This is a genomic window from Mesorhizobium sp. M0590 (genome assembly GCF_040320905.1).
Classification (GTDB): domain Bacteria; phylum Pseudomonadota; class Alphaproteobacteria; order Rhizobiales; family Rhizobiaceae; genus Mesorhizobium.
On the sequence record NZ_JAMYQN010000003.1, the window covers coordinates 279,005 to 305,334 of the forward strand.

28 protein-coding genes are annotated in these 26,330 nt (G+C 63.1%); 17 read left to right on the forward strand and 11 right to left on the reverse strand.

Going from position 1 to position 26,330, the window contains the following annotated elements; genetic code table 11:
- Window positions 1-145 precede the first annotated feature (145 nt).
- Complete coding sequence (locus NKI52_RS08440; RefSeq protein WP_023678340.1) at window positions 146-1,012, reverse strand: alpha/beta fold hydrolase; 867 nt, start codon at window positions 1,010-1,012, stop codon at window positions 146-148.
- A gap of 147 nt (window positions 1,013-1,159) precedes the next feature.
- Between NKI52_RS08440 and NKI52_RS08445 the strand changes: the two genes are divergently transcribed.
- Both NKI52_RS08445 and NKI52_RS08450 read left to right on the forward strand, forming a co-directional pair.
- On the forward strand, window positions 1,160-1,756 hold the full coding sequence (locus NKI52_RS08445) for a methyltransferase family protein (protein ID WP_023678339.1): 597 nt from the start codon (window positions 1,160-1,162) through the stop codon (window positions 1,754-1,756).
- Between the two features lie 30 nt (window positions 1,757-1,786).
- Window positions 1,787-2,182, forward strand: a complete 396-nt coding sequence (locus NKI52_RS08450; protein WP_023678338.1) for a (R)-mandelonitrile lyase — start codon at window positions 1,787-1,789, stop codon at window positions 2,180-2,182.
- A 6-nt stretch (window positions 2,183-2,188) separates the two neighbouring features.
- On the opposite strand, the gene NKI52_RS08455 is transcribed toward NKI52_RS08450, so the two are convergent.
- Window positions 2,189-3,391 (reverse strand): pyridoxal phosphate-dependent aminotransferase, encoded by a 1,203-nt coding sequence (locus tag NKI52_RS08455; protein WP_023678337.1) that lies wholly within the window; start codon window positions 3,389-3,391, stop codon window positions 2,189-2,191.
- 202 nt (window positions 3,392-3,593) lie between these two features.
- Here NKI52_RS08455 and NKI52_RS08460 point away from each other — a divergent pair, with 202 nt between their 5' ends.
- The 3 genes from NKI52_RS08460 (at window position 3,594) to NKI52_RS08470 (ending at window position 6,209) form a co-directional block, all read left to right on the forward strand.
- Window positions 3,594-4,487 (forward strand): EAL domain-containing protein, encoded by an 894-nt coding sequence (locus NKI52_RS08460; protein ID WP_352697629.1) that lies wholly within the window; start codon window positions 3,594-3,596, stop codon window positions 4,485-4,487.
- Window positions 4,484-5,338, forward strand: coding sequence for an EAL domain-containing protein (locus tag NKI52_RS08465; RefSeq protein ID WP_352586858.1), 855 nt, complete (start codon window positions 4,484-4,486; stop codon window positions 5,336-5,338). The genes NKI52_RS08460 and NKI52_RS08465 overlap by 4 nt, the downstream gene beginning before the upstream one ends.
- A 262-nt stretch (window positions 5,339-5,600) precedes the next feature.
- Complete coding sequence (locus NKI52_RS08470) at window positions 5,601-6,209, forward strand: glutathione S-transferase family protein (RefSeq protein ID WP_352586860.1); 609 nt, start codon at window positions 5,601-5,603, stop codon at window positions 6,207-6,209.
- A 332-nt stretch (window positions 6,210-6,541) separates the two neighbouring features.
- On the opposite strand, the gene NKI52_RS08475 is transcribed toward NKI52_RS08470, so the two are convergent.
- Complete coding sequence (locus tag NKI52_RS08475; protein WP_023678332.1) at window positions 6,542-6,754, reverse strand: cold-shock protein; 213 nt, start codon at window positions 6,752-6,754, stop codon at window positions 6,542-6,544.
- A gap of 300 nt (window positions 6,755-7,054) precedes the next feature.
- Between NKI52_RS08475 and NKI52_RS08480 the strand changes: the two genes are divergently transcribed.
- Complete coding sequence (locus NKI52_RS08480; protein ID WP_023719370.1) at window positions 7,055-7,381, forward strand: hypothetical protein; 327 nt, start codon at window positions 7,055-7,057, stop codon at window positions 7,379-7,381.
- A 52-nt stretch (window positions 7,382-7,433) separates the two neighbouring features.
- Here NKI52_RS08480 and NKI52_RS08485 read toward each other — a convergent pair whose 3' ends face one another.
- Complete coding sequence (locus NKI52_RS08485) at window positions 7,434-8,006, reverse strand: methylated-DNA--[protein]-cysteine S-methyltransferase (protein ID WP_352586862.1); 573 nt, start codon at window positions 8,004-8,006, stop codon at window positions 7,434-7,436.
- Between the two features lie 207 nt (window positions 8,007-8,213).
- Here NKI52_RS08485 and NKI52_RS08490 point away from each other — a divergent pair, with 207 nt between their 5' ends.
- From NKI52_RS08490 to NKI52_RS08520, 7 genes are all read left to right on the forward strand, one after another.
- Window positions 8,214-8,990 (forward strand): transglycosylase SLT domain-containing protein, encoded by a 777-nt coding sequence (locus NKI52_RS08490; protein WP_352697631.1) that lies wholly within the window; start codon window positions 8,214-8,216, stop codon window positions 8,988-8,990.
- Window positions 8,983-9,471 (forward strand): GNAT family N-acetyltransferase, encoded by a 489-nt coding sequence (locus NKI52_RS08495; RefSeq protein ID WP_352697633.1) that lies wholly within the window; start codon window positions 8,983-8,985, stop codon window positions 9,469-9,471. The genes NKI52_RS08490 and NKI52_RS08495 overlap by 8 nt, the downstream gene beginning before the upstream one ends.
- 351 nt (window positions 9,472-9,822) lie before the next feature.
- Window positions 9,823-10,206, forward strand: coding sequence for a DUF6152 family protein (locus NKI52_RS08500; protein ID WP_352697634.1), 384 nt, complete (start codon window positions 9,823-9,825; stop codon window positions 10,204-10,206).
- Entirely contained in the window at window positions 10,207-10,671 is a 465-nt protein-coding gene (locus tag NKI52_RS08505) for a DUF6644 family protein (protein ID WP_352697636.1), read from the forward strand.
- The gene (locus NKI52_RS08510; protein ID WP_352697638.1) at window positions 10,655-10,984 is read left to right on the forward strand and encodes a Rid family hydrolase; all 330 of its coding nucleotides are present in this window, start codon (window positions 10,655-10,657) and stop codon (window positions 10,982-10,984) included. The genes NKI52_RS08505 and NKI52_RS08510 overlap by 17 nt, the downstream gene beginning before the upstream one ends.
- Before the next feature lie 139 nt (window positions 10,985-11,123).
- Complete coding sequence (locus NKI52_RS08515; protein ID WP_352697640.1) at window positions 11,124-11,255, forward strand: hypothetical protein; 132 nt, start codon at window positions 11,124-11,126, stop codon at window positions 11,253-11,255.
- Window positions 11,242-12,405 (forward strand): branched-chain amino acid ABC transporter substrate-binding protein, encoded by a 1,164-nt coding sequence (locus NKI52_RS08520; protein ID WP_352697641.1) that lies wholly within the window; start codon window positions 11,242-11,244, stop codon window positions 12,403-12,405. Before NKI52_RS08515 ends, NKI52_RS08520 begins: the two co-directional genes overlap by 14 nt.
- A gap of 1 nt (window position 12,406) precedes the next feature.
- Here the strand turns inward: NKI52_RS08520 and carB are convergent, their stop codons facing one another.
- Window positions 12,407-15,910: a carbamoyl-phosphate synthase large subunit gene (gene carB, locus NKI52_RS08525; protein ID WP_352697643.1), complete on the reverse strand. Its 3,504-nt coding sequence runs from the start codon at window positions 15,908-15,910 to the stop codon at window positions 12,407-12,409.
- 360 nt (window positions 15,911-16,270) lie between these two features.
- Complete coding sequence (locus NKI52_RS08530) at window positions 16,271-17,134, reverse strand: SH3 domain-containing protein (protein ID WP_352697645.1); 864 nt, start codon at window positions 17,132-17,134, stop codon at window positions 16,271-16,273.
- A 263-nt stretch (window positions 17,135-17,397) separates the two neighbouring features.
- On the opposite strand from NKI52_RS08530, the gene NKI52_RS08535 reads away from it, so the two are divergent.
- Window positions 17,398-19,824: a DNA/RNA non-specific endonuclease gene (locus NKI52_RS08535; RefSeq protein WP_352697647.1), complete on the forward strand. Its 2,427-nt coding sequence runs from the start codon at window positions 17,398-17,400 to the stop codon at window positions 19,822-19,824.
- A gap of 86 nt (window positions 19,825-19,910) precedes the next feature.
- On the opposite strand, the gene NKI52_RS08540 is transcribed toward NKI52_RS08535, so the two are convergent.
- Both NKI52_RS08540 and NKI52_RS08545 read right to left on the reverse strand, forming a co-directional pair.
- Window positions 19,911-20,657, reverse strand: a complete 747-nt coding sequence (locus NKI52_RS08540) for a metallophosphoesterase family protein (protein WP_352648573.1) — start codon at window positions 20,655-20,657, stop codon at window positions 19,911-19,913.
- A 94-nt stretch (window positions 20,658-20,751) separates the two neighbouring features.
- Window positions 20,752-21,105 (reverse strand): ArsR/SmtB family transcription factor, encoded by a 354-nt coding sequence (locus NKI52_RS08545; protein WP_352457526.1) that lies wholly within the window; start codon window positions 21,103-21,105, stop codon window positions 20,752-20,754.
- A 193-nt stretch (window positions 21,106-21,298) separates the two neighbouring features.
- On the opposite strand from NKI52_RS08545, the gene NKI52_RS08550 reads away from it, so the two are divergent.
- The gene (locus NKI52_RS08550) at window positions 21,299-22,477 is read left to right on the forward strand and encodes an MFS transporter (RefSeq protein WP_352586884.1); all 1,179 of its coding nucleotides are present in this window, start codon (window positions 21,299-21,301) and stop codon (window positions 22,475-22,477) included.
- Between the two features lie 37 nt (window positions 22,478-22,514).
- Here the strand turns inward: NKI52_RS08550 and NKI52_RS08555 are convergent, their stop codons facing one another.
- A complete protein-coding gene (locus NKI52_RS08555; RefSeq protein ID WP_023678314.1) occupies window positions 22,515-22,973 on the reverse strand; it encodes a MarR family winged helix-turn-helix transcriptional regulator in 459 nt (152 codons plus the stop codon).
- Window positions 22,974-23,170: 197 nt separating this feature from the next.
- Here NKI52_RS08555 and NKI52_RS08560 point away from each other — a divergent pair, with 197 nt between their 5' ends.
- Window positions 23,171-23,962 (forward strand): SDR family NAD(P)-dependent oxidoreductase, encoded by a 792-nt coding sequence (locus NKI52_RS08560; protein WP_023678313.1) that lies wholly within the window; start codon window positions 23,171-23,173, stop codon window positions 23,960-23,962.
- Window positions 23,963-23,973: 11 nt separating this feature from the next.
- On the opposite strand, the gene NKI52_RS08565 is transcribed toward NKI52_RS08560, so the two are convergent.
- Window positions 23,974-24,573: a LysE family translocator gene (locus NKI52_RS08565; protein WP_352697649.1), complete on the reverse strand. Its 600-nt coding sequence runs from the start codon at window positions 24,571-24,573 to the stop codon at window positions 23,974-23,976.
- A gap of 92 nt (window positions 24,574-24,665) precedes the next feature.
- Here NKI52_RS08565 and NKI52_RS08570 point away from each other — a divergent pair, with 92 nt between their 5' ends.
- The gene (locus tag NKI52_RS08570; protein ID WP_352697651.1) at window positions 24,666-25,535 is read left to right on the forward strand and encodes a LysR family transcriptional regulator; all 870 of its coding nucleotides are present in this window, start codon (window positions 24,666-24,668) and stop codon (window positions 25,533-25,535) included.
- A gap of 53 nt (window positions 25,536-25,588) precedes the next feature.
- On the opposite strand, the gene NKI52_RS08575 is transcribed toward NKI52_RS08570, so the two are convergent.
- On the reverse strand, window positions 25,589-26,242 hold the full coding sequence (locus NKI52_RS08575) for a dihydrofolate reductase family protein (RefSeq protein ID WP_352697653.1): 654 nt from the start codon (window positions 26,240-26,242) through the stop codon (window positions 25,589-25,591).
- Between the last annotated feature and the right edge of the window lie 88 nt (window positions 26,243-26,330).

A 26,330-nucleotide genomic window follows, 5' to 3' on the forward strand; every position in this document is an offset into this window, starting at 1 on the left:
CGTTTCCCTGTGAGCGGCGGCCGGCCTGTCGGCCGTCGCGGGCGAGGCTTTTTTCAATTTGCCACCTACCCAAAGGGCATCGTCCCACGGGCAGGCCGGGAGGGCAAGGGATTTGAGGTTGAAGGGATTTGAAGTTGGGGCCGGTTCAGCCGGTGCCGGTTAGGCGCGACGCCAGCGAGGGTGCGTCGACGCGCTGCACCGCCACCGTCTCGGCAAAGCGCGCGAGCAACGGATTGAACAGGTCCGCACGCTCCCAGAAAGGCGCATGCCCGGCGCTAGAGATGATGTGGCAATGCTCCCACAGCGAGCCGTATGCGAGTGTCTCAAAATAGCCGAGCCGGACGAACGGATCGTTCTCGCCATTGACGATAGCGACCGGAAACGCGGCTTGCTCGACCACCTGTCTCTGGTCGGCGCCCTTGCCGGTGAGCATGCCGCGCGTCACCGCGGCGCGCAGCCGGCCGTCGGTGCGCAGGATGGCTTGGCGAAAGGACGGATCGGCGGTGTCGCCGAAGCACAGCGTCTCGAAGCGCTCGGCATCGCGTTCGGAATACGTCTTTTTGGACGCCAGCAGCATGTCCCAATGCGCGTGGAAGCCGCGCAGCATGCCGAAAGGACCCTTCGATACCGGCGGCGCGCCGGTCAGCATCAGCCCGCCGACGGCGCGGTGAAAACTTGCGAGTTCGATTGCCACGTGCCCGCCAAGCGACCAGCCGAAGACGACGGCGCGGCCGATCCCCAAAACATCGAGGAGCTGAGCCGCCGATTGGGCAAGGCCGGCGATGGTGTAGTCCGTCGCCGGATCGCGGGCGTCCGACGATTCGCCATGGCCGGGCAGGTCGAAAGCAATCAACCGATGGGCAGCGGCCAACGGGCTGTCGAACTGACGGGCGAATACGGCGCGCGAACTGCCCGAGCCGTGGATCAGGACAAGCGGGATGCCGGGTCCCGACGACTGGCTGAGGCGCAAATCCGCTTGCGGCGTGCGGATCGTGCGGTGGGAAACGGCCATATCTGGTTTGGACCTTGGGATTGTCTCCAGGTCAACATCGCATGCCGAGGTCACCATGTTGTTTAGAACGGTGGTTAAGAAATGATTTCTCGGCTTGCGCCGGGTATGATGAACGAATCCACCACAGCTAACCCCGGGACCCTGATGATGGAATCCACGCTCGACCTTCTCCTCTCGATCAGCAGCATCGCGACGCTCGGGCAATATGCCTGGTCGATGCGCGCGCATTTCCAGTCGCAGACCATGTCTCAAGGCGCGATGATCATTTCGGCCGTCGTGGTCGGCACGGCGCTGTTCTTTCTTGCGCTGCTGTGGATCGAGCGGCAGCCGGTGGCGGCGAAGATCGGCGGGCTCGCCATCGAACTGGCAAGCTCGGCGCTGTTCTGGTGGGCGATCTCGGTCTCCCGCAAGGCGCGGCTGCGGTTCGCATTCGATCCTGACAATCCCGACAGCCTGGTGACCGAAGGCCCTTATCTCCATGTCCGGCATCCGTTCTACACGTCCTACATCATCTTCTGGATCGGATGGGGTATCGCGACCTGGTCGGTCTGGGCGGTGGTTCCGGTCGCCGGCATCGTTACGATCTACGTGATCGCAGCCTTGGACGAAGAGCGAAAATTTTCGCGGACAAGGTTGGCCGATGCCTACGACGCTTACCGCACGCGGACCGGTCTGTTCTGGCCGCGTTTTGCCCGCAGCCGGCAGGAGATGCAGCCGGCATCGGACGAAAGTGGTAGGGTCTAAGACACTGGATTGAATCGAGGACTTGCGACGATGAAGATTATTGCCTGCGGCAGCGTGCCGACGATTGTTGCGCCGGAAAAATACTTCACTGGCCGGGTTTTGCAGACGCCGATCATCGAGAAAGAGGCGCCGGCGCGGCTCAGAGCCACGCTGGTCAGCTTCGAGCCCGGCGCTCGCACCCACTGGCACACGCATCCGCTCGGCCAGACGCTCTATGTCACATCCGGTGCCGGTCTCGTGCAAAGCTGGGGCGGGCCGCTGCAGGAGATCAGGGCCGGCGACGTCATCTCCTTTGCGGCCGGCGAAAAGCACTGGCACGGCGCCGCGCCCAAATCGGCGATGACCCACATCGCCATGCAGGAGGCGCTCGAGGGTGTGCATGTCGATTGGCTGGAGAAGGTGAACGACGAGCAGTATGGCGGCTGAAACGTCTCAGACCAGCGCGGCGGTAAAGCGCTGGATGCGCGTGCAGGCCTCTTCGAGCAGAGCCTCCGACGTGGCGTAGGAGATGCGGAAGTTCGGGCCGAGGCCAAAGGCCGAGCCGAAAACAACCGCCACGCCCTCGGCCTCGAGCAGTTCCGAGCAGAAGGTTTCGTCGCTGTCGATCACCTTGCCGCTCTTGGTCTTCCTGCCGATCAGCTGGGCACAGGAGGGATAGACGTAGAACGCACCCTCCGGCGACGGACAGGTGATGCCGCGCGCCTGGTTGAGCATCGAGACGACGAGATCGCGCCGGCCCTGGAAGATCGCCTTGTTCTTCGGGATGAAATCCTGCGGGCCGTTCAGCGCTTCGACCGCCGCCCATTGGGCGATGGTGCAGGCGCCGGAGGTCTGCTGGCCCTGGATCATGTCCATCGCCTTGATCAGCGGCACCGGGCCTGCCGCGTAGCCGATGCGCCAGCCGGTCATGGCATAGGCCTTCGACACGCCGTTCATCGTCAACGTGCGCTCATAGAGCTTAGGCTCGACCTCGGCGATGGTCTTGAAGACGAAGTCGCCATAAGTCAGGTGCTCGTACATGTCGTCGGTCAGCACCCAGACATGCGGGTGCTTCAACAGCACGTCGGCCAGGCTCTTGAGTTCCGCTTCGGTGTAGGCTGCGCCCGAGGGGTTCGACGGCGAGTTCATCAACAGCCATTTGGTGCGCGGCGTGATCGCCTTTTCCAGCACGGCCGCCGTCAGCTTGAAGCCGTTGTCGATGGAGGTGTCGGCAAAGGCCGAGGTGCCGCCGCAGATCGCCACCATTTCGGGATAACTGACCCAATAGGGGCGCGGGATGATCACCTCGTCGCCGGGGTTCAGCGTCGCCATGAAGGCGTTGAACAGGATCTGCTTGCCGCCGGTGCCGACGATGGTCTGCTCCGGCCGGTAGTCGAGATTGTTCTCGCGCTTGAATTTTTTTGCGATCGCATCGCGCAGCGGCACAATGCCGGATACCGGCGGATATTTCGTCTCACCGCGGCGGATCGCCTCGATCGCGGCGTGCTTGATGTTGTCGGGGGTGTCGAAGTCCGGCTCGCCGGCGCCCAGCCCGATCACATCGCGGCCGGCGTTTTTCAGCTCGCGCGCCTTCTGCGTCACCGCGATGGTCGCGGAAGGCTTTACGCGGGAAAGGACGTCGGCAAGAAAGGCCATGACAGATATCTCCAGAAAAGACCGGCGGGCGAAGGCGCCGCGGCGCCTCTCATGTCGCATCGTCTTCTCAAGCGCAAGCCCAGCGCAGGCATTGTCGAATGAGCCAGCGCGCAATGCTGGCAACAATAAATTCACCAACGATCGGTAAAAGCTTGAACGGCAGGACCGTGGCCGGTCCGCCAGTCTCGCATAGCGAGGAACCGTGACGCGCAGCATCGGGCTTGCCCATATCATCCGCCATGATGACGGCACCGCCAGCGGTGTCTGGGGGGTCTATACGCTGCAAAGCGCGTTCCAGCCGATCTTCGCCTTCAACAAGGGCAAGCTTTCCGTCGTCGCGTTCGAGGGGCTGATCCGGCCGTTCCGCGAAGGCGAGCCGCAGCCGCCAATGAGTTTCTTCAACAGCTGTCCGGCGGTCGACCGCCTGCATATCGAGGCGCTGACACGGACGCTGCACCTTCTGAACGCCAGCGCCTGCCTGCCGCGAGACGCCTCCATCTTCATCAATTTCGATCCATCGGTGTTCACCGACCGCAGCATCGCCGACAAGGCGCTGCGCGACATGCGGCTGGTGCTGCACGAGGCCGACATCGATCCGCGCCGCGTCGTCTGCGAGGTCACCGAGCAGAAATCGGCGTCGCAGGAAACGCTCTACAATTTCGTCGAGGCGCTCAGGGGCAATGGTTTGCGCATTGCCGTCGACGATTACGGCGCCGAGGAGTCCGACATCAATCGCATCAAGGAACTCAGGCCAGACATCGTCAAGTTCGACGCCGACTGGATCATGACGCTGATGGAGTCCGGTGCCGGCTTCGCCTTGCTGACCGCTATGGTGACAAGCTTCGAAGAGCAAGGCATCCGGACGGTATTCGAGGGCATCGAGACGGGCTGGCAGCTCGAGCTCGCCGAAAAGTCGGGCGCCTCGATGGTGCAAGGCTTCGTGCTGGCACGCCCGGAGCTTGCACCGACCAGCTTTCACGTCTTCGACAAGGCCGGGCAGGCATCAGCGGTGTCGCCCGATAAGGACAAAGTGCCCACGGCCGTTTCGACCTCGCGGCGACCGATGCGGGCTTTCGGGCGCAGGGTGGCATCGTGACCGGGCGGGCCGACATGCGGCGCAAGGTCGGCGAAGCGATCTTTGCCGACGAGGTCGGCATCGAATATGGCGTCTATGGCGCATTCCGGCTGAGGAGCGCCTACCAGCCGGTCTTCGCGGCTCGCGGCAGGTTTCTCGCCGCCGTCGCGGTCGAGGGACTGATCGAGCCGCATCGCGCAGGCAGGCCGGTGGCGCCGCAAATCTTCTTCGAAGGTGTGCCGGCAGCGGATCGGCTGTTGGTCGAAACCATGTGCCGGGTGCTGCATTTGCGCAACTTCCGCAACATCGGCGTCGACGGGCTCGACCTGTTCTTCAATTACAATCCGCTGATCAACGATGACCCCGCACGGGCGCTGGCCGAAATCAGGCTGATGACCAGGCATCTGGCGGATTTCGGCCTGCATCCCGGCATGCTGGTCTGCGAGATCACCGAGCAGGCGGCCGGCGACAAGGTGCTTGTCAGCCTGGCGCGCGAGATGCGGCGCGACGGCGTCCGCATAGCCATCGACGATTTCGGCACCGGGCATTCGACCGAAGAAAGGGTAGCCCTGGTGCAGCCCGACATCGTCAAGATCGACGGCACCTGGTTCGCAGAATTCTGCCGCCATGCCGCCGCCGAGCGGTTTTTCCGGCCGCTGGTTTCGACGCTGCACGACCGTGGCGCCAAGGTGCTGGTCGAAGGCGTCGAGAACGCCACGCATCTGCGCGTCGCGCTGGATGGCGGCGTCGACCTGCTGCAGGGCTTTTACCTTGCCCGGCCGGCGCTGGCCGGTACGCTGTTCGACGAGGAGCCTCTGTCGATCGACAGGCTGCTTGGCAGGGACAACAACGTCATCCCCCTATTCGGCTAGGATATGTCGAGATTCAAGTGATGCCGGCCTGCGAACGGCGGTTTCCTGCGCTTCCGGTGCTCACGTACCCAAAGTACGCTCCGCTCCGGTTCTCGGAACCCACCCTTCTCGGCTCGGCCTGACTTGAATCTCGATATATCCTGAAATGCATCAGCGGCGCTGATGGTTACGCCAAAACAAATCACTGGATGAAGCCGCCGCTGCCGCGATAGAGGCTGGATCAAGCCCTGAGACGGGTGGTTGCGAGCAAGGGGCAGTACCGATGATACTCTATGGAATGATCGACAGCGGCAATTGCTACAAGCCGCGCCTGTTGATGGCCAAGCTCGGCATCGCTTTCACCAATGTCGAGGTCAGCTCGCACACCGGCGACACGCGCAAGCCCGACTATGTCGCGAAAAACCCGAACGCCATGGTGCCGCTGCTCGAACTCGACGACGGCCGGCGGCTGGCCGAATCCAATGCCATCCTGCTCTATCTCGCCGAAGGCACGCGGTTTCTGCCGGCGGACAGATACGAACGCGCGCTGGCCTATCAGTGGCTGTTCTTCGAGCAATACAGCCACGAGCCTTATATCGCCGTGCGCAGGGCGCTGCTGACCTTCCCTGAAAGAGCCAAGGACGCAACGCCCGAGCGGCTGGCGCTGACGCTGGAGCGCGGCAACAAGGCGCTCGGCGTCATGGACAAGCACCTGGCCGGGAGCAGCTTCTTCGCCGGTGATATGCTCAGCGTCGCCGACATCGCGCTCTATGCCTATACGCACACGGCCGAGACGGGCGGGTTTCAGCTCGACGCCTATCCGGCGGTGGCCGCCTGGCTGAAAAGGGTCGAGGCCGACCCGGGGCATGTGCCGCTGGAGTGGGTGGGTTGAGTGCAACTCGCCGACTTTGCTGAGCAACGTTGACAATTGGCGAAAGCTTCGGCGAAAGCGTCCTTCTCCCCGTCACTATACGGGGAGAAGGAGCTGTATCGCCGGTTTCGCCAATTGTCGGCGTTTAAAATCCAGACAGCAAAAAGGCGGGACAAAATCCCGCCTTCCCATGCTTGGTAGCCTGATCGGGAGCGTTTTGGCCGGGCCGGCAGCAATCTGCTGCTTCGGCTTGTCGGGGTCTTTCGCTCCAGCGCGCTTCTCGCGCGACCGCCAGTACATCCGTGACTTGCCGCGCGCCCCGGGCTATCGCCCGGCGCGCGCCATTCGCAAAATCAGGCTGCCTTGCTCAGAGATCCAGCGGACGACTTGCCAGTGCGGCGGTCCTGCTCGATCTCGAAGTTGATCTTCTGGCCTTCAACCAGGGTCGACAGTCCAGCACGCTCGACTGCGGATATGTGAACGAAAACGTCCGCGCCGCCGCTGTCAGGCTGAATGAAGCCGAAACCCTTGGTGGAATTAAACCACTTGACCGTACCTGTTGCCATTTCGATAGTCCTTTACGTTTGCTTTAGTTTGACTGGACCGAAACCCAGCCGGTTTGTATCGAGATTTTGGAGATAGAACGTCAGCAAACGCGAAGATCGCGAGGCCCGGATCGATCGGCCGAAATATCAATGGACGGCATATAATATGCTTTCGCGCAAAAAACAAGACGGGGCGGAAAATGGCGCCGCGACAACCCTGCCCAACGGCCGCCCCAATCGCGTGAGAGCGTCGTCGCTGCGCGCCTGACGCGGGAGGATCGCGCCGGCTTCGGGCGCGACCGGGTTTTGGGGAGAGGGGCCATGAAAATCGTTCTGCTTGCCGCTTGCCTGACGCTGGTGGCCGCCGAGGCGCAGGCGGTCTCGCGCTACGACCCGACCCGCATGAGCTGCGGCAAGGTGCAGGCGACGATCGCGCGCGAGGGTGCGGTCATCCTGCGCTACAGATCGGCGCGCGTGCCGGGCCTGGCGCTCTACGACCGCTATGTGCGGAGCCAGCAATTCTGCGACATCGGCGAAGTCAGGGCGCGGGCCTCGGTGCCGAGCGCCGATACGAATTCGTGCACCGTCTACAAATGCAAGCGGGTGGAGATCGATCGGCGCTTCCGCCGGCGCCTGCTTCCGGATTAGAGTGGGACGAAATGGTGCGCCGGGTGCCGGCCTCGCCTGAATATCAGCACACCTAAAACCCGAACGACACCTGCGCCGGCGGTGGCGGGCCGACGCGTACGCCTTCCATGGCCAGCATCTTTTCCTTGGTAGCCGAGCCGCCGGGCGCGGAAAATCCACCGATCTTGCCGCCGGCGGCAAGGATGCGGTGACAGGGGATGACCAGCGGCACCGGGTTGGCGCCGAGTGCGGCGCCTGTCTCACGCGCCAGCCCGGCATGGCCGGCGCGTTTGGCCAGTTCGCCATAGGTGGTGGTTTCGCCGAAGGCGAGTTTTCGCGCCGCGTCATAGATCGCCAGGCGGAACTCGTCGACGCCGCTGAGATCGACCGGCACGCCGGAGAAATCGATATCCTCGCCGGCGGCATAGGCCTTGATCGACGCGATCAGCTCGGCAACCCATTGCGGCTCGGGCTTCACGGCTTGTTCGACGTCGGAGGCATGGCGCAGCAGCCGGCGCTCGACCGCGTCGCGATTGCGCTGCGGCAGGCAGAGCCGGGTCAGTCCGGCTTCGCTCCAGGCGATGCCCATGAAGCCGAGCACGGTTTCGAAGACCGCGTGGCCGGCGGTGGCATGAGAGGCGTCCATGGCGTGCTCCTTTCCGGAATCCTTCGAAGTACAAATCCAGAACAATATCGCATTTCCCGGCCCGGCTCGCCACCCGAAAACGGTCGAATGCCGCGGATTGCCCGGGGAAAGATGCTGGTGTAAGGACTTCTTAACACCCGACGAACCGGACCCGAGCGCGGCTTGCCAGCAAAATTTCTCTTTCCCGTCCTAGTGGCGGTGTTGGCCGTGGCCGCTCTCAGCGGCTGCACCTCGACTTCGCCGGTGACCCCGGCGCCGGCCTTTACCGAAAATAAGGCCAATACCGACGCCGGCTTTACGATGGCGCTGCCCGACACGGTTTCGGTGCTGCCGGAACCGTCCGGCGTCGCCCAGACGGCGGCGCTGCCGGTCGAGCCGGCCGCCGCCTTTGCCGGGCCGACGCCGCTGGCGGCAACTACCCCCGCCGTCATGACCGCCAATGCCCAGCCTGTTACCGCGACGCCAGCCGTCGCCATGCCGGTCACCCAACAGACCGCGGCCATGCCCGGCGTTCAGCCGGTTTCCTACACGGTGCCGCAGAACCCGGCCGTTCTGGCCGCGACCGACCCCACCGAGGGTCAGTCGAACGCCGGCGGCCGCAGCGAGATCGAGCGGCTGATCGAGAAATATTCCGCGCTCTACCAGGTGCCGGTCGATCTGGTGCGCAGCGTCGTCAACCGCGAGAGCACCTTCAACCCGAAAGCCTACAATCACGGCCATTGGGGGCTGATGCAGATCAAGCACGCGACGGCGCGCGGCATGGGCTATGACGGGCCGGCAAGCGGCCTGTTCGATGCCGAGACCAATTTGAAATATGCAGTGAAATATCTGCGCGGCGCCTGGCTGGTCTCAGGCGGCAATCCCAAGCGCGCCGACCGGCTCTACCAGAGCGGCTATTATTACGACGCCAAGCGCAAGGGGATGCTGGGCGAAACCGGCCTCGGCAGCGATAGCCTGCGCCGCCGCATGCAACCCGATGCCTGAGCCGCGCCCGCCGGCGCCAAACGACATCCGCCTGCGCAAGATCCTCGACGACACGCTTCTGGCGCCGCGCTGGCCCGAAGGTTTTTTCATGCGCGCCTTCGAAGCCGCCGATGCACTCGCTTTGCATGCGCTGTTGACCGCGGTGTTCGACGACGGCGCCGACGGGCCGTTCGACGAATGGTGGCCACGCATTTCGGCCGACGCGGAATTCGACCCAGCTTTGTGTTTCCTGGTCATCGACCGCAAGGGCCGGCTGGCGGGCGCGGCGCTCTGCTGGACACGGGCTTTCGTCAAGGACCTTGCCGTCCACCCGGAGGCACGCGGCAACGGCATCGCCGAGGCACTGATGCGGCACGCGTTTGCGGTGTTTCAGGCAAGGGGTGCTGCGCATGTCGATCTCAAGACCAATACGGTGGAGAACGCCGCCGCAGTGCGGCTCTATCAGCGGCTGGGGATGGTCGAGGTGGATTGGGCGGGGTGAGAGGTCGGGGGCTGAGCGGCTTCGGGTAAGTGCGTTGATATTCGAGCAGGCTGCGACGCTCGAAGGTAACGGCATGGATCCTAGGGTCTCCGCGACGTCGCTTCGCTCCTGCTCCGCCCTAGGATGACGAAGGGCACAGTGGCATAAAGGCCAATCGCGGGCGTTGGAGATTGGCTGGAAGCCTACCCGCGCTTCGTCATCCTAGGGCGGAGCGAACGCGAAGCGGGAGCGCAGACCCTAGGATCCATGCCGTTACATGGCTGTGGAGCGCAGCGACCCAAAAGGCCTCATGTGATTTGACGCTGCGGCGCGCTGACCTACCCTCTAGTGCCGGTACCGAGGAGACGAGCGATGCTGTCACCTTTCAACCGGAGCGTCACGCTGGCGGCGGCGGTGATCCTTGCCGCCGGCACCGCGGCCTATGCCCATCACGGCTGGTCGTGGACGCAGGACGGGTTTTTCGAACTCCGGGGCAAGATAACGGCCATCTATATCGGCAACCCGCATGCCACGCTGGACGTCGATGCGGAGGGAGAAGCCTGGCGGGTGGAGATGGCGCCGCCGTCCCGCACGATCGCCGCCGGCTTCACCGAGGAGGTCGCCAAGGTCGGCGACGAGGTGACCGCGATCGGCAACCGCTCGCGCGACGAAAACGAAAAACGCATGAAGGCAGTCCGCGTCATCGTCGGCGGCAAGACCTATGATGTCTATCCCGACCGCGTGCCGCCGGCCTGAATGGACGGGTTTTTTGCCGGCATCGAGCAACTCGCCTTCGCGTGGGGGCTGAAGGCTTCTTTCGTCGCTTACCCAATCGTCAATGCGCTGCACATCATGTCGATCGGCGTGCTGCTGACCTGCGTCTGGCTCATGGACCTCAGGATCCTGGGCGCCTTCCGCTCACTGCCGCAGGCGGCGTTCGTCGCGCTGCTGCGCCGCACCGCATTGGTCGCGTTTGGCGGTGCGCTGGTCACGGGTTCGCTGCTGTTTTCGGTCAGGGCGAGCGAATATGCGGCGATGCCGATCTTCCTTGCCAAGATGACACTCATCCTCCTCGCCGGCGCCAACTTCCTTGCCTTCATGCGCCGCGTAAAAGGCGGCGACGAGCCGGCTGGTGGGGCCGCGACCGTGCTGGCTGTGCTTTCGCTGGTGCTGTGGACGTCCGTGCTTTTCGCCGGACGGTTTATTGGATTTCTTGGCTAGGCCGGGCGTCGTCGTGCTCATCTCGGCGACGCCGCCTGTCGACATGGTAACAGGCGAGATGGTGCGCGGCGACATCGAAACGCAGACCGAGGCGTCGCTGAAGGCGCTGAAACATTGCCTTGAAGCGGCGGGCACCTCGCTCGACAACGTGGTGACGGTGCGCATCTACGCCGTCAATTCCGGCTTCTACAACGCCATCAACCGCGTTTATGCGAAGTATTTTTCGACGAACTCGCCGGCGCGGAGTTTTGTGCCGGTGGCCTCGTGGCCGATGGAGTTTGATATCGAGATCGAGTGCGTAGCGGTGGCGTGAAGCTTCAACTTCTGCCCTTCCGGGATAATTTCCGCTTGTCTTTAAAGTAAAGTCGTCTTCAAATCCATCTGGGGATAGGGAGGGCGAGTCATGAACAAGCTACCGAAAAAATTAGTCGCTTCAGCTTGTCGAAAATGAAGTGATCAAACGCGACACAATTGACGGCGACAAGGCGAAGGAAGCTGTAGCTAGGATGCGCAAGGCTGCAAGCAAGTTGGAGAGAGCAAAGAACAAAATCGTGAAGGAAGCCGTCGTCGATGTTGTGGATTAGCCTACGAAAGTACCAGACATTTTTATGGATCAGGCTGCCGCTGGCGATGTTCGTCGCTTTTATGGCGTTGCCTCAACCCGCCACTGCAAAATGCGCCGATATTCCAATGGCAGTGGTCGGTCCTATGACCGGCGATTGGGCGTATGACGGTGAGGAGATGCGGCGGGGCGCTCAACTTGCTGTAGATGACATTAATGCCAAGGGCGGGGTACGAGGATGCAAGATAGTACTCACCGTGCTCGATGATCAGTATACGCCAGCCACCGCGATAGCCCTCGCCAAGAGATTGGCAAAAGAGGGGGTTCGCTTTGTTATCGGCCATTTCAACTCAGGCAGTTCTGTCCCTGCCGCGATGATCTATGCCAAGAACAACACTTTGATGGTCAGCCCCGCGTCGACAAATCCCGCTCTTACCGAATTCAAACTTTGGAATGTTGTTCGCACGGTCGGTCGTGACGATGTTCAGGGGATGTTTGCCGGCGAGTATATGGCCGATCATTTCTCAGCACAAAATCTTGCCATCGTTAGCGATGGTACGCCCTATGGTGATGGCTTAGCGAACAAGGCAAGAAAAGCGCTGCGAGCAAAGGGGCATCCTGAAAAGCTGGCCAAAAAGATCAAACCCGGCCAAGGCGATTTTGCAGACCTCATCAGCAAACTTAAATCGATGAAGATCGAAGTTCTCTTCTTCGCGGGGCTTGCCGACGATTTTGGTCCGCTCGTTCGCCAAACCAAGGAAGCTGGGCTGAAGGTTCAGTTCATCTCCGGAGATGGAGCTCTAGTTCACGATCTGCCCGGGAAAGCGGGGCCCGCATTGGAAGGCGTGCTAATAGCATTTTCGCTCGAGGACCGGGGCAATCCTGCCGCAGCCGACGTTGTCGCGCGCTTTCGTTCTCAAGGATTCGAGCCGGCAGACTACACGCTGAAGTCCTATGCGGCAGTCCAAGTGGCGGCCAAGGGTATCGAAATGGCAGGTGGTCAGGCGCCAAGGGCTGTTGCGGCTTCTATAAAATCCGGCCAACCAATTCCGACCGTGTTGGGGAACCTGACCTTCGACGCGAAGGGAGACCGAAATCAGCGTGACGTAACAATGTACGTCTGGAAAAGGCGGGGAGACGGCACACTCATGATGGATTTCCAATCCCCATAGCCTACGCAAAATACTCCTGCAGCGGCCGAACCTCCAGGCTCCCCGCCCGCAGCGCCGCAATCGCCTCAGCCACCGCGGCAGCCCCCGACAGCGTCGTGTAGTACGGCACTTTCTGCATCAGCGTTGCCCTGCGCAGCGATTTTGAGTCCGACACCGCCTTCTGGCCGTCCGTGGTGTTGAAGACGATCTGCACCTGGCGGTTGCGGATGGCGTCCTCGATGTGCGGGCGGCCTTCCAGCACCTTGTTGATTTTCTCCGCCGCGACGCCGTTCTCGGCGAGGAAGCGGGCGGTGCCGGAGGTGGCGAGCACCTTGAAGCCCTGGCCGGCGAGGCGCTTGACCGCCGGCAGTATGCCTTTCTTGTCTTCGTCGCGCACCGAGACGAACAGGGTGCCGGACCGCGGCAGGTCGACGCCGGCGCCTAGCTGGCTCTTGGCGAAGGCCAGCGCGAAGTCGCGGTCGAGGCCCATGACCTCGCCGGTCGAGCGCATTTCCGGGCCGAGCAATATGTCGACGCCGGGGAAGCGGGCGAAGGGGAACACCGCTTCCTTGACCGCGATGTGGCCGGGATTGCGCGGGTCGGGCATGGCGCCGTAATGGGCGAAGGCGTCTTCCAGGCTTTCGCCGGCCATGATGCGGGCGGCAATTTTCGCGATCGGCCGGCCGATGGTCTTGGCGACGAAAGGCACGGTGCGCGACGCACGCGGGTTGACCTCCAGCACATAGACGGTGCCGTCCTTGATCGCGTACTGCACGTTCATCAGCCCGCCGACATTGAGCGCGCGGGCAAGCGCTGCCGTCTGGCGCTCCAGCTCGTCGACCAGCTCGGAAGGCAGCGAGTGCACCGGCAGAGAGCAGGCCGAGTCGCCGGAATGGATGCCGGCCTCCTCGATATGCTCCAATATGCCGGAGACGTAAGTCGACCTGCCGTCGCAGAGGCAATCGACATCGACCTCGATTGCGCCCGACAGATAGGTATCGAACAGAAGCGGGTTCTTGCCGAGCAGGGTGTTGATCTGGCCGGTCTTGTCGTTGGGGTACTTCTGCTTGATGTCCTCCGGCACCAGGCCGGGCACGGTGTCGAGCAAATAGGATTGCAGCATGCTCTCGTCGTGGATGATCTGCATGGCGCGGCCGCCGAGCACATAGGACGGGCGCACCACCAGCGGGAAGCCGAGCTCGCCAGCGACAAGGCGGGCCTGCTCGACCGAATAGGCAATGCCGTTCTTCGGCTGGCTGAGGCCGAGCTTGTGCAACAGCTTCTGGAAGCGGTCGCGGTCCTCGGCCAGATCGATCATGTCGGGCGAGGTGCCGAGGATCGGGATGCCGGCCTTCTCCAGCGCATCGGCGAGCTTCAGCGGCGTCTGGCCGCCGAACTGGACGATGACGCCGACCAGCTCGCCGGACGCCTTCTCGGCGCGCAATATCTCCAGCACATCCTCCGGCGTCAGCGGCTCGAAATAGAGCCGGTCGGAGGTGTCGTAGTCGGTCGACACGGTCTCCGGGTTGCAGTTGATCATGATCGCCTCGAAGCCGGCGTCGCGCAGCGCAAACGCGGCGTGGCAGCAGCAATAGTCGAATTCGATGCCCTGACCGATGCGGTTGGGGCCGCCGCCGAGGATGACGACCTTTTTCCGCGATGAGACCTGCGCCTCGTTGGCGAGCGCGCCGGCGAACGGCACCTCATAGGTCGAATACATGTAGGCGGTGGGCGAAGCAAACTCGGCGGCGCAAGTGTCGATGCGCTTGTAGACCGGATGAACGTCGAGTTTTTCGCGAATCTTCTGGATCTCTTCAACGTCCTTCCTGACCAGGGATGCGAGGCGGGCATCGGAGAAACCCATCGCCTTCAGCATGCGCAGATTGGCTGCATCCTCCGGAATGCCATGCTCGCGGATGCGCGCTTCCATGTCGAGAATGCCGGCGATCTGTTCGAGGAACCACGGGTCGATCTTGCACATTGCGTGCACGTCTTCCAGCGAGGTGCCCATGCGGATCGCCTGCGCCACCATGCGCAGCCGGTCCGGCGTCGGCGTGCCCAAGGCGGCGCGAATGGCATTGCGGTCATCGACATGGCTGGCAGCTGTCGTCCCATGGCCGATGCCGGGGATCTCGATTTCGTCCAGACCAGTCAGGCCGGTCTCCAGCCCGCGCAGCGCTTTCTGCAGCGATTCCTGGAAGGTGCGGCCGATGGCCATGACCTCGCCGACCGACTTCATCGATGTGGTCAGCACCGGCTCGGCGCCGGGGAACTTCTCGAAGGCAAAGCGCGGGATCTTGGTGACGACATAGTCAATGCTCGGCTCGAATGAGGCCGGCGTTGCTCCGCCTGTGATGTCGTTCTCGAGCTCGTCCAGCGTGTAGCCGACGGCGAGCTTGGCGGCGATCTTGGCGATCGGAAAACCGGTCGCCTTGGAGGCGAGCGCAGACGAACGCGAGACGCGCGGGTTCATCTCGATCACCACCAGGCGGCCGTCGGCCGGGTTGACGGCGAACTGGACGTTGGAGCCGCCGGTCTCGACGCCGATCTCGCGCAGCACCGCGATCGAGGCGTTGCGCATCATCTGGTATTCCTTGTCGGTCAGCGTCAGGGCAGGGGCGACGGTGATCGAATCGCCGGTATGCACGCCCATCGGGTCGATGTTCTCGATCGAGCAGATAATGATGCAGTTGTCGGCCTTGTCGCGGACGACCTCCATCTCATACTCTTTCCAGCCGAGCACGCTCTCCTCGATCAGCACTTCGGTGGTCGGCGAGGCGTCGAGGCCGGACTGGACGATCTCGAAGAATTCGGCGCGGTTGTAAGCGATGCCGCCGCCGGTGCCGCCCATGGTGAAGGAGGGGCGGATAATTGCGGGCAGGCCGACATGGTCGAGCGCCTGCGCGGCGATCGCCATGCCGTGGCTGATGTAGCGCTGCTTGCGGTCGCCTTCGCCGAGGTTCCAGCGCGTCTCCAGCGCGTCGAGCGCGGCGTCGAGGTTTTCGGGCTTCTCGGCCTTCAACTCTGCGCGCTCGGCCTCGTGCGTCTTGCGGTCAGCATTCTTGACGTCGGTGGCGTTGGCCAGCATCGACTTCGGCGTTTCCAGGCCGATCTTGTTCATCGCCTCGCGAAACAAAGCGCGGTCCTCGGCCTTGTCGATTGCGGTGGCGTCGGCGCCGATCATCTCGACATTGTAGCGGTCGAGCACGCCCATGCGGCGCAGCGACAAAGCGGTGTTGAGCGCGGTCTGGCCGCCCATGGTCGGCAGCAGCGCGTCCGGCCGCTCCTTGGCGATGATCTTGGCCACCACTTCGGGCGTGATCGGCTCGATGTACGTGGCGTCGGCCAGCTCCGGATCGGTCATGATGGTGGCCGGATTGGAATTGACCAGGATAACGCGAAAACCCTCTTCCTTCAGCGCCTTGCAGGCCTGGGTGCCGGAATAGTCGAATTCGCAGGCCTGACCGATGACGATGGGGCCGGCCCCGATGATCAGGATCGACTTGATGTCGGTGCGTCTTGGCATGTCGAGGGTCCGTTCGGCGGGCGGCTTGCACAAAAAGCCGGACGGGATGACCCGGCCGGTTGTGCGCGCGATTCTGGTATCAGGCTAGGAGGGCCTTATAGGGAAGAGTTTTGCCGGATGTAAGCCCCTAAAATGCGGCTTTGTGCGGGGCTGCCTGAGCAAACAAGCGTCTCGTTCCGTCGCGCCCCCCTCTGTCCTGCCGGACATCTCCCCCACGCGGGGGAGATCGGCCTTCACCTTTGATTTCGCCAATCGCCAACCTCAAAAAGAGGCGCCGTCAGCGAAACAGCCAATCTCCCCCCTCGTGGGGGAGATGTCCGGCAGGACAGAGGGGGGCGCTGTCCCGCCGGCGTCTCGAATCTATCTGCCTCCCAACGCGAAAGCGTCCGTAATCTCGAAGCGTTCGGACGCGCCGACGCGGATCATGTTGAGGCTGCCTTCGCGGGTGAAGCGGAATTCGCCGGGCGCGTCCGCACCGGCCGGCTTGCCGGCCTGGAAGCTGATGATGCGCGTGCCGCCATCGGGCCAGGTCACGGTCACGTCGGTCTTGTCGCCGGTGCGCACCACGCCTGCCTTGCAGCTGGTCATCGGCTGGCCGAGATAGCGCGCGCAGGGGATGGCGTTGCCGGCACCGGGTACCGGTGTCCCCGGCGGCTGAAGCCGCGCAACGGTCTGTGCGTCGGCCGGGGGCGCCGCGTTGGCCGCGCCGAAATTCCGGACGGGGTCCGCAGCCACGGGCGGCGATCCATCAACCTGTCCAGTCGAGGGGTTTCCAGCGGCCAGGGCCAAGCGGTAAGCATCCTCGATCGCCACCTTGCCGATTGCGTCAGCGGAGTTCAGCGCCGTTTCGGGACCGGTTGCGCCGAGGCGCGTTGTCAGGTCGGGCAGCGGTTGAGAGGCAGGGCTCTCCGTATCGGCTGCCGCCTGGGGCGTCACTTGCTGGGGATTAATAGGGTCGAGGTAGCGTGCGGGAGCCCATCCGCTCAGCTTCGGGTCGTCAATGTCTTGGACCTTGCACCACTTGTGGCCGCTGACGTCGCCGCAGCCGAGATTTTTCACGCTCGATCCACTCGGCAACCGCGCCTCGACCTTGCCCATGGCCGACGCCGTGGCGCGCACGTTCAGGAGATCATCCGGAGCAAGACCCGTCACAATCGAGATGATGGGCTCCGGCTCCTGGCCGTTGGCCGGCAACTCCGCCAGCATCAGCGGAGCGGCAACCATCGCAAGCAGCGTCGTCGGGAGTGTTACTGTGCGCCTAATCATCTGCCATGGGCGGTAGGTTCAATTGCCGAAGGCGCGGCCAGGCACGAAAGCGCCATCGCACGCCAGCCGGTTTTTATAGGCGACGAGGCGGCGCTGTGTAAGCCCGAAAAGGTGCCGCGTGTTGAATCGCGACCAGGCCACTTCCGTGAACTAACAGCCGGCAAAATATTGCACATTTCATGTAAATATGCACTCTCTCAAGTAAGGTTGAGGAGGGCAATATGGTCGACCTTGAAATATTTGCGCAGGTGGAAAACATAGTTCGCCAGCGTATCAAGAAAACGCGCGCCGAGATTGAGGCTTCACTTGGTCACATCGCCAACGGCAATCCGCTGGCCGCCGAACAGACCCTCTCCAGGCGCCTCGACAGGTTGCAGGTAAAGGCGTCGCTCAGCCGCACCGAAGCGGAGATGATATCGGCAGCGATCGACATGAGGTCTGCCGGGGAAAGAAAGGCCGCCGCCAAGCAGCCAGGGCCGGAGGCAATTCTCGGCCCAACGCTCGATTTCATCGGGATCGCATTCCTCGAGCGTGGGCGCCGTGCTGCCGATGCGGTTGGCCGCGTTGCCTTTCTCAACGGCAATCCACAAGGATCGGATTTTCTGGTCGGGCCAAGGCTGTTCCTCACAAACAACCATGTGATTTCGTCGCCGGCGGGTTCCCGGCGCTTCCAGGTTCAGTTCGATTATGAGCAGGACGGTGCGAATGCCGTGCGTACGCCGACGACGTTCCTGTTCGATCCTGAATCCTGTTTCGTGACCGATAGCATAGAGGGTCTGGACTATACGCTGATCGGAGTCGGCGAGCGGCGTTCCGGTCCAAAGGAACTGGGGGAGTTCGGTTTTATCTCGCTGTCGGATGCGCGCGACAAGCATATGCTCGGCGAAATCGCCAACATCGTTCAGCATCCCGATGGCCGCTTCAAGGAACTGGTGTTGCGTGAAAACCGGCTGGTGGCCCGCGACGAAACGGTGCAAGTGCTGCACTATGTCGCCGACACCGAACAGGGTTCGTCCGGTTCACCGGTCTTCAACAATGAATGGGAACCTATTGCCCTGCACCATTGGGCTGGCCCGTTCCACGAGGTGACGGGCATAGGTGGCTATGCGCTTGCGCGCGAGATCAACGAAGGCATACGGATCAGCGCCATCGTTGACGATCTGGGTGCTAGAAAGTCCAAGCTGCCGGGCTCCTCGGCATCGGCGGTTTCGCAAGCTCTGGCGATTTGGGCCGGCATGCCGCGCATGATGGACGAGACAGTTCGGCTGAACGCCGATATTCGCGAAGATGTGCCGGACAAGCCGGTGCAGCGGCCGGAACCGGATCGCAATCCGCCGGCGACGAGACACAATGCCGATGGCTCGGTCACCTGGACTTTTCCCGTCGAGATAAATGTCCGGGCGCCGCTGATCGACCGCGACGGAGGCGATGCGAGACGAAGCGACGGCAAAGGCCCGGCAAGCGAACCCGGGAAGGTGGCCATCGCCGAGGCCGCGGGTTGGAAAACAGAGGATTTCGACGATCGTGGAGGGTATGAGCCCGGCTTCATACCGGGCTTTGTCCTGGCAATGCCGACGGTTGCCAATTCACCCTACCGGTTGGCCAAAAACCTTCTTGCCAAACCGGGAGAGGACCCACACGAATTGCGCTACCATCATTTTTCGATCTTGATGAACGCCGATCGCAGGCTTGCCTTCGTCACCGCCTGCAATATCGATGGATCCCGCACCAAGGCGGTCAATCGTGAGGACAAGACGGTCATCGACAACCCGTCGCTTGTCGAATTGGGGGTGGAGTCGATTTCCGGTTCGGAAGCCAGCGATGCTTTCCGGCCGGATCGGCGCATCGACCTTGGCGAGCAGATGAACCAGGAATTCTATTCGAGCCAGAATGTGCCTGGATTTCCGGTCGCAAAATCCAAGGAACGAATCGCTCGAATGTTCCAGAAGGGCCATATTACACTTCGCGGCGACCCCGCCTGGGGCGTCGATCAGGAGGCGGTCGCGGCAGAACGCGACACGTTCTTTTATACCAATGCTGCGCCGCAAGTCGGCTTCTTCAATCAAGGAAGCTCGCTTGACCATCCCGGCTCCAAAGGGAAGTTGAGATGGCGCGCGGTAGAAACCTATGTGCTGCGCAACGCCTATACGACGCGAGGCCGTGTCACGGTGTTTGCCGGGCCAGTGTTCGGCGAGGACGATCCTCCCTACCGCTTCGACAGCCATGTTCCGCTGAAGTTCTGGAAGATCGCGCTGTGGTCCGATCAAGCTGGCCTGCGCGCCATCGCGCTGCTGGCGGACCAGAAGCCGGTTTTGGAAGTGATGCCCGAAGCGTTCGGCGAGCGTGCCGAGGCATTCGATGACCCGCTTGAAATTGCCAGGGTATCGGAGTTCCTTTCGACGGTGGCCGAGATTGAAGAGCTGACCGGCCTGAACTTTGGCCAGCAGGTGCGCGACGCCGACATTCGGGCCGGTTCCGAATCCGCCCCAGCACAGACTTTCAACCCAACGCAACTAGCGCCCAAGACGTCACGGCCAAAGCCTTCGGCGACCAAGACTTCGACGTCCAAGACTTCGACGTCCAAGACTTCGGCGGCCAGCACCCGACGTCCTGCCAAGCGATCGAAGCGATCGGCGTCTGACGACTGAAGATTGGACCGGTCGCGACTTCTGCCGCTCGAAGGCGGTCATCCGTTCAGCTAGGGATGAGCGAGCTCAGCCTGGGATGAGCAAGCTCAGCCCGACATAAAGCCGGTGCGCAGCGCGTGAGCCCATTCGGGCCGTCCCGCCTGCTCGGCCTGGCGCGCCGCCGCCTCGTGGTCATAATCGACGGCGATGGCTTCGAAACGATCGGGGTGCAGTTCGACGATGCCATAGCGGGCGTGCGGTGAGCCCTGCTCGGAGACATGCGCCGGCGGCGTATCGTCGTGATAGGCCGGGCAGCCGATGCTGCCTGGGTTGAAAATGATCGGACCGCCGGCAATGCGGATCAGCTCGCTGCGGTGGCTGTGGCCACAAAGAATAATACGGCAGGCGGCATCAATCGCGCCGAGCCGCCGCTCGATGGCGGCCAGCGGCGCGCGCACCAGCCGGCCGTCGACGATCGCGTCAGTCAGGTATTTTTCGTCGTGGTCGGGTCGGGCGTGGAAGGCGAGTACGCCGGGCGCCACGTCCAGCGTTAGCGGCAGCGCGAACAGCGCCTCGCGCTGGGCTGCCGTCAGCCTTTCGTACGCGTAGCGGTCGGAAGGCCACATGGCGTCGTCCAGTGGGTCGCGGGCAACGCGGCGGTCGTGGTTGCCGCGCACCGTCGGCAGGTCGAGCCTCTCGAGCCGCTCCATGGTCTCGCGCGGCCAGAGCGGGCCGGAAACGCAATCGCCGAGATTGACGATGAGGTCGGCGCCGCCGCGCTGCCGCAGATCGTTGAGCACGGCGTCGAGCGCCAGGACATTGCCGTGGATGTCGGCGAGGACGGCAATGCGCATGGCAGGCTCCGTTAATTGGAATGGCTGGAGGGCGGGTGAAGCTACTTCGCTCGCCTCGCGAGGCGGGCGAGAGCGGAACCCAGCTTCGGGTCGTTCAGGCGCGGACTTCGATCTCGTGGCCGCCGACCGCCGGCAACGATGCGTCGCCGGCCGCGGCAATAACACTGTCGAGCAGGCCCGGGAAGCGGCGGTCGAGATCGTCACGGCGCAGCGTGATCAGCCGGCTGGTTCCAACCGCCTCGGTGCGGGTGACGCCGGCCTCACGCAGCTTGGCCAAATGGTAGCTCAGATTGGTCTTCGAGCAGAGATCGAGGAACCGGCTGCAATTCAGCGGCACGCCCTCTTTGCTGGCGAGATAGCGCACGATGGCCAGTCGCGTCGGGTCGCCGAGCACGGCAAGCACGTTCGGCAGGCTGATCTGGTCGGCGGTGGGATGGGGCAAGGTCATGCCCAGGAATTAAGCACATTCGGAGCCGATTTCAACGCATCTCCTCTCGTGGCTAATGGACACATAGTTTCGTCCCGTCGCTCCGTCCTGACACCGGGCTGTCAGGATGGTTCGGCTATTTTGCAGCGGGTTTATTGACATCATGCCCTGTTATGTCCAATTGTTCAATAACCTTTGAACTAAGGAAATTGCCATGGATAAGCGCCTCATCTGGCTTGCGCTCGGATCGTTCACGATTTCGACCGAAGGTTTCGTCATCTCCAGCCTTTTGCCCGACATTGCAAAGGATGCCGCCATCTCCGTTCCGCTCGCCGGCACGCTGATCACCGCGTTTGCGCTCGCCTATGCGATCGGCACGCCGATCCTGGCAACGCTGACCGGCGAATGGGACCGGCGCCGCGTCATCCTGTGGACGCTGGTGTTCTTCGTGGTGGGCAACGTCGCCGCGGCGCTAAGCTCCTCCTTCGAATTGCTGTTGATCGCGCGCATCGTCATGGCGCTGTCGTCAGGCTTGTTCGCGGCGACCGCACAGGGAACGGCCGTTGCGCTTGTCGACGATCATCACCGCGCCCGCGCCATTGCCGTGGTCGTCGGCGGCACTACGGTTGCGGTCGCGGTCGGAGCACCGCTCGGCGCGCTCGTTGCGACGGTTGCCGGCTGGCGCGGCACCTTCTTTGCCATTGCCGGCCTTGGTGCGCTCGCCGGCGCGATCCTGTGGTACCGGCTGCCGCGCGGCATCGTCGGCACCAGGCTGCCGCTCCGGATGCGGCTGGCAGCGGCACTTCGCCCCGGCGTCATGCCTATCCTGGTGACGACCATCCTGGCCCTGATCGGCGCCTTCACCGTCTTTGCCTTTGTCGCGCCGCTCGCGATCGAAGGCGGCGGACTGAACCCGATCGCGCTTCCCGGAATGCTGCTCGCTTTCGGCGTTGGCGCGGTCATCGGCAATATCGGCGGCGGTCAGGCCGCCGACCGTTTCGGCGCGACGCGCACCGTCTGCTGGTCACTGGCGCTGAGTGCCGCGATGCTGGTCACGTTTTCGCTGATCCCGATGTTCCTGCCGCGTGAGATCGCCGGGCCGGCATTGATGGCCATGATGGTGCCGTGGGGCATCGTCGGCTGGGCATTCCCGCCGGCGCAGGCCAGCCGCATCATCAAGCTGGCGCCCGATGCCGCGCCAATCGTGCTGTCGCTGAACGCTTCGGCGCTCTATCTCGGCGTGGCACTGGGCGCCGTGGTCGGCGCCGCGGTGCTGCGCTATGGCGCACCGGCCGACCTCGGTGTGGTCGCGGCGGCATTCCCGATCGTCGGTCTGGGCGTCGTGCTGGCGGGCCACCTGGCGGCGCGACCGGTGGCGATGCCGGCCGAATAAGGCTGCCAGTGGAGCTTGGCTGCCGGCCGCCGATAGTTCAAGTCGCGGCCGGCGGTGCGTCAAAATTCAGCGCGGCGATTTCGTCCAGCGCCGCTCGCAGGCTTGCCGCCTGCTCTTTGCCAAACATCTCCTCGAAGCGCTGCTGAGCGACTTGCCACAGCTTCAGGGCTTCTTCGAGCTTGGTCCGGCCCTGCGGTGTCAGCCTGACGCGCCTGATGCGGCGGTCGGCAGGGTCGGCGAAGGTCTCGACATAACCGTCGCGGATCAGCGGCTTCAGCGTATGACCGAGGGCCGACAGGTCCATGACGAGGGCCGCGGCAATGGCACCCATCGTCGGTTCGTTGCCGACGTGGATTTGATAAAGCAGGCCCTGCTGCGTGGCCTTCAGACCCGATGGGGCCAGCACATCGTCATAGAACTGGCCGAGTTTCCGCGTCGCGCGGCGCAGCATGGCGTTATTGCAAAGCGCCAGGCCGGGCAGGGTGGTTTGGGACATTGGCGGATTTCCGATGAGGGACCGGAAGGGACCCCTCGATGCAAACCAGAAATAGTCCTTGCTCCCCGGATTGACAAGATGGTGGCATATGCCTACGTTCAAATAGTGGCATATGCCAATAATTCGTGTGCCAGTCGAAGCAGGGTGTGTTGCCGTGCGGCACTGGCATTTGGAATCGAACCAGAAGGAGCAAGACAATGAGCAATCAGGACAAAGGTACAGCGGTCGTCACCGGCGCCTCGTCCGGCATCGGCGCGGTCTATGCCGACCGGCTCGCCGGCCTAGGTTATGATCTGGTGCTGGTGGCGCGGCGCGCCGATCGGTTGGAGGAATTGGCGGAGAGGCTCCGCTACGCGTATGGCATCAAGGTCGGCGTCATCAGCGCCGACCTGGCCGACGACGGCGATCTGCGACGGGTCGAGCAGGCGATATCAACCGACGACAGCGTGACGCTGCTGGTCAACAATGCCGGCCTTGGCGGCGCGCAGATGGTGGCAACGGCCGACGCTGATGTGGCCGAGCGCATGATCAAGGTCAATGTCGTGGCTTTGACTCGTTTGACCCGCGCGGTCCTGCCGGAGCTGCTGGCGCGCAACCGCGGTGCCATCGTTAACATCGCGTCGGTGCTGGCCTTCGACACCTCGTTCGGCGGCATCTACAGCGGCACAAAGGCTTATGTCGTCAACTTCACCGAGGCCTTGCAGCGGGAAGTCGCCGACAGCAAGGTCGCCATACAGGTCGTGCTGCCGGGGGCTACGCGGACCGAGTTCTGGGAAGTTGCCGGAAGCGATATTGCCGACCTGCCGGCAGAGATCGTTATGACTGCCGACGATCTGGTCGATGCAGCGCTTGTCGGCCTGGCCAAGGGCGAAACCGTCACCGCGCCCGGGCTCTCCGATCCGGCTGGGTTGGAATCCTATCTTGGTGCGCGGCAAGGTTTCTTCGGCAGCCTGCTGGCCGGCAAGCCGGCGGCACGCTACGCTGCCTGAAATAACTGATCTTACGCTGTCCGCCACATAGGAATGATCGAGGCGGCCAGCAGCAGGCCAAGCACGGCGTTGAGCATGCGCCACTGCCGCTCGGTTCGCAGCAACCGGGCGAGCAGCGTGCCCGCCACGCACCACGCCGCCAGCGAGAGGGCCGCTGCAAGACCGAAGACCGTGCCGAGCAGCACGGCGAGCCGCAGCGGCCCGTTGGCGAGCGCGGCAAAGGATGCCGCCGCTCCCAGCCCCATGGCCCAGCCCTTTGGGTTCATCCATTGCAGGCCGGCGCCGCCCAAAAAGCTGTTCGGCTTTGCCATGGCCACGTCCAGATTGGGCGGACTGCTGCGGCCGATCTTGAGGGCAAGCCACGTCAGATAGAGGGTACCGGCCATCTTCATTGCCAGTTGCAGCGAAGGAGCGGCGGCCAGCAGACCGGCGAGCCCGGCAGCGCCTGCCGCAGCCACCGTGGCCAGGCCGGCCGCACTCCCGGCCATCAGCGGGATAGAGCGGCGAAAGCCGAACTGCGCGCCGGACGCCGTCGATAAGGTCGTGGCCATGCCGGGCGTTGAGGTTGAGACCAGCGCGAACAGGACGAGGGGAAGGACGGTTTCAAACATGCTGCTTCCTTTGAAGCCTGCACGGTAGGCTGTTTGGCTCATCAGTAAATGCAATGTTTGCTATGATCTGTATTAGCAAATATAATAGCCGAATGCTCCGCAACCTCGATACTGCCCTGATCCGAACCTTCGTCACCGTTGCCGATAAGGCCAGCATGACGGCAGCAGCCAATGCGTTGCATCTGACGCAAGGCGCCGTCAGCCAGCAGATCAAGCGCTTGGAAGAGGTTCTCGGCTGCAGCCTGTTCGAGCGCGACCGGCGTGGATTGCGGCTGACCCGCTCCGGCGAGCGATTATTCGGCAAGGGCAAGCGCCTGCTTTCCCTCAATGACGAGATCCTGGCGGAGATGGCGGGTGATGCAGTTGCCGGTCAGGTGCGGCTTGGCGTGCCGTACGACCTTGTCGGCACCTTGCTTGCGCCGGTGCTGAAGGCCTATGCCGAAGCCTATCCGCAGGTCGAGATCTCGCTTGTCTGTGCTTCGTCGCCAGAGTTGGCCGCAGCCTTGGCGACCGGCACGATAGAGCTCGCGGTGATCGAGGAGCCGATCGGTCGGTCGGCCGGCGAATGCCTTGTTGTCGACCGGCTGGTCTGGGTCGGCGCCAAAGGCGGCGCCGCCCGCGGCAAACGCCCCTTGCCGGTTTCGATGGTCGCCGAGACCTGTGCGTTCCGCCCGGTGGTGCTGGAGGCGCTTAACGAGCATGGGCTGGAATGGCGCACCGTATTCGAAAACGGCAGCATCGACGCGACGACGGCGACAGTGCGTTCGGACTTGGCCGTCACCACCTGGTTGGCGTCGACCGTGCCTGTCGACCTTGACATTCTGGCCAACGATCCGGAGCTGCCGTCATTGCCGAATTTTTCGATCAATCTGCATTTGCCGAAGCACGACGTCGCGCCGGCTGCACTGGCATTCGCGGGCCACCTCCGCGATGGGTTGGCAGGGCGACGAGAGGCGGCTTAAAAACAGCAAAAAGGACGGCCAGTGTTCAGCCGTCCTTGATCGCCCCGCGGCATCTACTTCCAGTTCTTGCGCCGCTCGATCTCGGCTTCGGACGGCTGCTCCGTGGCAAATGACCCGGTCTTGATCTCGCCGGAGCGTTCATAGCTCGCCATGAGGACGCCGGTGGTCGATGCCTGCGAACGGGTCAGCTTGAAGGCGGCAGGTATCGTGCCGCTGCCGAACAGTTTTTTGCCCTTGCCCAGCACCAGCGGGAAGATCAGCAAGTTGATCTCGTCGATCAGGTCATTGGCGAGCAAGGTCTGGATCAGCTCGCTCGATCCCTGAATGAGCAGGTCGGGGCCGTCCTCCTGCTTCATCCGGCGCAATGTCGCCACGACGTCGCTGCCGAGCGGCTGGCTGTTTTGCCAGGACAGCGAATCCGGCCTGTGCGTCGCCACATATTTGGTGACGGCGTTGAAGATGTCGGCGATCGGATCATTCTTCTGATAAGGCCAGTGGGCGGCGAAGATGTCGTAAGTCTTGCGGCCGAGAAGCAGCGCGAACGGTTTTGAAAACGTCTCGCCCATCGCGGCGCCCATCACATCGTCCCAGTAGTGAAACGTCCAGCCGCCGAATTTGAAGCCGCCGACAGGGTCCTCTTGCGGGCCGCCGGGCGCCTGCATGACGCCGTCGAGGCTGACGAATGTTGCGGCGATGATCTTCCTCATTGGAGCTCCCTTTCCCTGATCCGTGCCGTCATGGCCGGAGTTCGAGCCAAGGACGGGCGAACGGACATTTATCCGACAGCGGCCGGCA

Excerpts from the sequence above, each read along its gene's own strand:
- NKI52_RS08440 (WP_023678340.1), bottom strand. The coding sequence starts at position 1,012 with ATGGCCGTTTCCCACCGCACGATCCGCACGCCGCAAGCGGATTTGCGC.
- NKI52_RS08445 (WP_023678339.1), top strand. The coding sequence starts at position 1,160 with ATGGAATCCACGCTCGACCTTCTCCTCTCGATCAGCAGCATCGCGACG.
- NKI52_RS08450 (WP_023678338.1), top strand. The coding sequence starts at position 1,787 with ATGAAGATTATTGCCTGCGGCAGCGTGCCGACGATTGTTGCGCCGGAA.
- NKI52_RS08455 (WP_023678337.1), bottom strand. The coding sequence starts at position 3,391 with ATGGCCTTTCTTGCCGACGTCCTTTCCCGCGTAAAGCCTTCCGCGACC.
- NKI52_RS08470 (WP_352586860.1), top strand. The coding sequence starts at position 5,601 with ATGATACTCTATGGAATGATCGACAGCGGCAATTGCTACAAGCCGCGC.
- NKI52_RS08475 (WP_023678332.1), bottom strand. The coding sequence starts at position 6,754 with ATGGCAACAGGTACGGTCAAGTGGTTTAATTCCACCAAGGGTTTCGGC.
- NKI52_RS08480 (WP_023719370.1), top strand. The coding sequence starts at position 7,055 with ATGAAAATCGTTCTGCTTGCCGCTTGCCTGACGCTGGTGGCCGCCGAG.
- NKI52_RS08485 (WP_352586862.1), bottom strand. The coding sequence starts at position 8,006 with ATGGACGCCTCTCATGCCACCGCCGGCCACGCGGTCTTCGAAACCGTG.
- NKI52_RS08495 (WP_352697633.1), top strand. The coding sequence starts at position 8,983 with ATGCCTGAGCCGCGCCCGCCGGCGCCAAACGACATCCGCCTGCGCAAG.
- NKI52_RS08500 (WP_352697634.1), top strand. The coding sequence starts at position 9,823 with ATGCTGTCACCTTTCAACCGGAGCGTCACGCTGGCGGCGGCGGTGATC.
- NKI52_RS08505 (WP_352697636.1), top strand. The coding sequence starts at position 10,207 with ATGGACGGGTTTTTTGCCGGCATCGAGCAACTCGCCTTCGCGTGGGGG.
- NKI52_RS08520 (WP_352697641.1), top strand. The coding sequence starts at position 11,242 with ATGTTGTGGATTAGCCTACGAAAGTACCAGACATTTTTATGGATCAGG.
- carB (WP_352697643.1), bottom strand. The coding sequence starts at position 15,910 with ATGCCAAGACGCACCGACATCAAGTCGATCCTGATCATCGGGGCCGGC.
- NKI52_RS08530 (WP_352697645.1), bottom strand. The coding sequence starts at position 17,134 with ATGGTTGCCGCTCCGCTGATGCTGGCGGAGTTGCCGGCCAACGGCCAG.
- NKI52_RS08535 (WP_352697647.1), top strand. The coding sequence starts at position 17,398 with ATGGTCGACCTTGAAATATTTGCGCAGGTGGAAAACATAGTTCGCCAG.
- NKI52_RS08540 (WP_352648573.1), bottom strand. The coding sequence starts at position 20,657 with ATGCGCATTGCCGTCCTCGCCGACATCCACGGCAATGTCCTGGCGCTC.
- NKI52_RS08545 (WP_352457526.1), bottom strand. The coding sequence starts at position 21,105 with ATGACCTTGCCCCATCCCACCGCCGACCAGATCAGCCTGCCGAACGTG.
- NKI52_RS08550 (WP_352586884.1), top strand. The coding sequence starts at position 21,299 with ATGGATAAGCGCCTCATCTGGCTTGCGCTCGGATCGTTCACGATTTCG.
- NKI52_RS08555 (WP_023678314.1), bottom strand. The coding sequence starts at position 22,973 with ATGTCCCAAACCACCCTGCCCGGCCTGGCGCTTTGCAATAACGCCATG.
- NKI52_RS08560 (WP_023678313.1), top strand. The coding sequence starts at position 23,171 with ATGAGCAATCAGGACAAAGGTACAGCGGTCGTCACCGGCGCCTCGTCC.
- NKI52_RS08565 (WP_352697649.1), bottom strand. The coding sequence starts at position 24,573 with ATGTTTGAAACCGTCCTTCCCCTCGTCCTGTTCGCGCTGGTCTCAACC.
- NKI52_RS08570 (WP_352697651.1), top strand. The coding sequence starts at position 24,666 with ATGCTCCGCAACCTCGATACTGCCCTGATCCGAACCTTCGTCACCGTT.
- NKI52_RS08575 (WP_352697653.1), bottom strand. The coding sequence starts at position 26,242 with ATGAGGAAGATCATCGCCGCAACATTCGTCAGCCTCGACGGCGTCATG.